This window comes from Arhodomonas sp. KWT (genome assembly GCF_010993615.1).
The window spans coordinates 1-2,821 of sequence record NZ_WNXE01000260.1 but is presented as its reverse complement, the minus strand read 5'-3'; the positions used below and the strand labels follow the sequence as shown (position 1 = coordinate 2,821).

General features: G+C 73.5%; 3 protein-coding genes. All 3 read right to left on the bottom strand.

Features of this window, described 5'->3' with window-relative positions:
* Positions 1 to 192: 192 nt before the first annotated feature.
* The gene (locus G7A99_RS17560) at positions 193 to 444 is read right to left on the bottom strand and encodes a cytochrome C oxidase subunit IV family protein (protein ID WP_163142585.1); all 252 of its coding nucleotides are present in this window, start codon (positions 442 to 444) and stop codon (positions 193 to 195) included.
* A complete protein-coding gene (locus G7A99_RS17555; protein ID WP_163142582.1) occupies positions 441 to 1,031 on the bottom strand; it encodes a cytochrome c oxidase subunit 3 in 591 nt (196 codons plus the stop codon). The genes G7A99_RS17560 and G7A99_RS17555 overlap by 4 nt, the downstream gene beginning before the upstream one ends.
* Positions 1,028 to 2,821 (bottom strand): nitric oxide reductase activation protein NorD (locus G7A99_RS17550; RefSeq protein ID WP_163142580.1); only part of this gene is annotated, 1,794 nt, incomplete at its 5' end. The genes G7A99_RS17550 and G7A99_RS17555, both read right to left, overlap by 4 nt.

Sequence of the window (2,821 nt, the reverse complement as noted above, 5' to 3'; positions counted from 1 at the left end):
CCGGTCTTCCTTGACACCGAGGTACATGAGCACGCGCAGGCAGTAGTCGGTGTAGAGGGTCAATCGCATGGGCTGGGCGCCTCCGCTGACGCGTTACCGGATAACGCGGTGTGCATCACATTCAGTGTACCGCCTGACAGGCGGGCATACCATCGATGAAATACCTCTAAAGGGGTAGTTATTTGTGATTCATCATGCCAGCCGCACGACCAGGCCCAGTGCGACCACTCCCGCAAGCCAGGCATCGACCGTGTGGCGTAGCAGCGGCGAGGCGTCACGCAGGCCCATGAACGAGTCGATCACGGTGCGGCCCTTGATCAGCGTCAGCGTCGCCACCGCCGGCGTCAGCCAGGGCGGGGGCACCACCGTGGCCGCCAGGGCCGCGGCGACGGTCAGCGCCAGCAGCATGATCCAGTGCTGCGACAGTGTCTCGGCCCGTCTCATGGCAGCACGTAGAGCAGCGGGAAGAGCGCGAGCCACACCAGGTCCACCATGTGCCAGTAGCTCGCCGCACTCTCCGGGGCCCTGAGCCCCTCGGTGTCGTAGTCGCCCCGCCGGCACCGTCGCGCGACCGCTACCAGCACGATCATGCCGAGCACCACGTGCATAAGGTGGAACACCGTGGTGAAGAAGTAAAAGAAATGAAAGGTACTGGTGCGCAGGTTGTAGCCCGCGGCAACGAGGTCGGCGTATTCGCCGAGCTTGACGGCCACGTAGCCGGTGCCGGTCAGCGTCGCGGCCAGGAACCATGGCGCGCAGCGGCGCGGACCGTCCACGGCGGCGGCGTCGATGCCGCGGGCCACGAGGTAGCTGCCGGTCAGCAGCATCACGGTGTTGGCCAGACCGGCGAGGGGGTGCAGCCCGGCACGGCCGGCGGCGAAGACCTCCGGCGCCAGGGCACCGGCGACGATCAGGCTGGCGAGCAGGGCGCCGAATACGGCGAGCTCGGCGAGGATGAACCACCACATGGCCAGGTCGCCGGGAACGGCGTAGGCCCCCGTGCGCGGGGCGTCGGCGGCTGCGTCGCTCATGCCGTCGCCTCCGTGAGCAGCAGGTAGAGTCGCGGCAGCAGCTCCGGCAGGGCCTGCGCCTGGCGGAGCAGGGCGTGGTGGCGCTGGCCGAAGAGGTAGGGCAGGTAGTCCGCGGCCTCCTGGTCGATGGTCACGCAGAAGGGCGTGATGCCGGCGCGGCGCGCCTCCAGCAGGGCGTGGCGGGTGTCCTCCAGGCCGTAGCGGCCCTCGTAGACGTCCAGGTCGTTGGGCTTGCCGTCGGTGAGCAGCAGCAGCAGGCGCTGGGAGGCCGGCTGTTCCGCGAGGATCTCGGTGGCCTGGCGCACCGCCGCGCCCATGCGGGTGTAGTAGCCCGGGCGCAGGGCGTGGATGCGCCCGTGGGCGGTCTCGCCCCAGGGCTCGGCGAAGTTCTTGAGCAGGCTGAAGCGCACGTGGGAGCGCCGGCGCGAGGAAAAGCCGTACATGGCGAAGCGGTCGCCGCCGGCGTCCAGGGCCTCGCCGAGCAGGTGCAGGCTGTCGCGCACCACCTCGATCACCTGGTCGTCGTCGTCCACCCAGGCCTCGGTGGACAGCGACAGGTCCGCGAGCACGAGGCAGGCGAGGTCGCGCTGCTGCTCCCGCGGGTCTGCCCACAGGCGTGGTGCGGTGTCGGCCCGGCCGCGGCGGCGGGCGGTGCGGTGCTCGATACAGGCGGGCAGGTCCAGGGCCCGGCCGCTGGCCTGGCGGCGCTGCCAGTAGCGCTCCGGGCGCAGGGCCTCGAAGCGCCGCCGCAGCCGCGCCGCCGGGGCGGCAAGGTGGGCGGGGACGGCCATCGGTGCGGCGTCCCGGGGCAGCAGCGGCACGACCCGGCAGTGCCGGGGGCGCAGCTCGCCCCGGCGCCAGTCCCATTCCGGCAGCAGCCGGCCCTCGCCGAGTGGCGTGTCGTCGTCGCCGGCGGTGGGAAGGTCGAGGTCCAGGCGCAGGCGCGAGGCCGGTGCCGTGCCGGTGCGGCTGAGGCTGAGCCGGTCCAGGTCCTCGGCGACCCGCGGTGCGTCCTCGTCCTCGCTGTCGTCCACGGTCCGGTCCACGGGCACGTATTCCGACCATGAGAACAGGCTCTCCAGCCGGAAGACGATCAGTCCGCTGCGGCCGTCCGTGTCCTCGACGTACTCCGCGGCCTTGCGCCCGCGGCCCCGCGGCGGCGTACCGGCGGTGGTCTCCGTGGCGTCGTCGTCGCGTTCCGCCGGCGTCGGGGCCGAGCCGGCTTCCGGGGCCGGATAGAGCCAGACCGGGACCGGCTCCGGCTGGCCCCGTGCCGACGGCAGCGCCGTCCGGCTGCCCGGCTCCTCCAGTGCGGCGCGGATCGCGGCCTCGCGGTGCCCTTCGGCGCGGCCGAGCCGGTCCGGGTCGCGGCGGGCGGCGAGCGTCGCCGCCACCAGCCGCCGGTACACCGGCGTCAGGCCGGGGAGAGCCGCGAGGGTACGCCGGACCGCGGCCTGGTTGCCGGTGAACCAGTCCCCGCCGTGGGGATCGGAGCGGCTGGCGAGGGCGATCAGCCAGAGGTAGAGGTCGCGGTTGCGCCCGGCGTCCGGGAAGCAGGCGATGCGCTCGGGCACGCAGACCCGCTCGCCGTCACGCCACGCCAGCGGGTGGCGGTGGCCGGTGCCAGCCACGCGCTCCAGCCAGCGGCGCCGGGCCCGCACCGCCCGGGGCGTGGCGGCGGTGACGCGCAGGCCGGCGTCGCCGCCGAGGGCGCGGAGCACGAGCCCGAGCCGGGCCTGCTCGTCGGCGAGCGCCACCGCCGCCTCGGGGTGGTCCCGCCGCGCGAGGCG

Coding starts and splice junctions, on each gene's coding strand:
- G7A99_RS17560 (WP_163142585.1), bottom strand. CDS start 444: ATGAGACGGGCCGAGACACTGTCGCAGCACTGGATCATGCTGCTGGCG.
- G7A99_RS17555 (WP_163142582.1), bottom strand. CDS start 1,031: ATGAGCGACGCAGCCGCCGACGCCCCGCGCACGGGGGCCTACGCCGTT.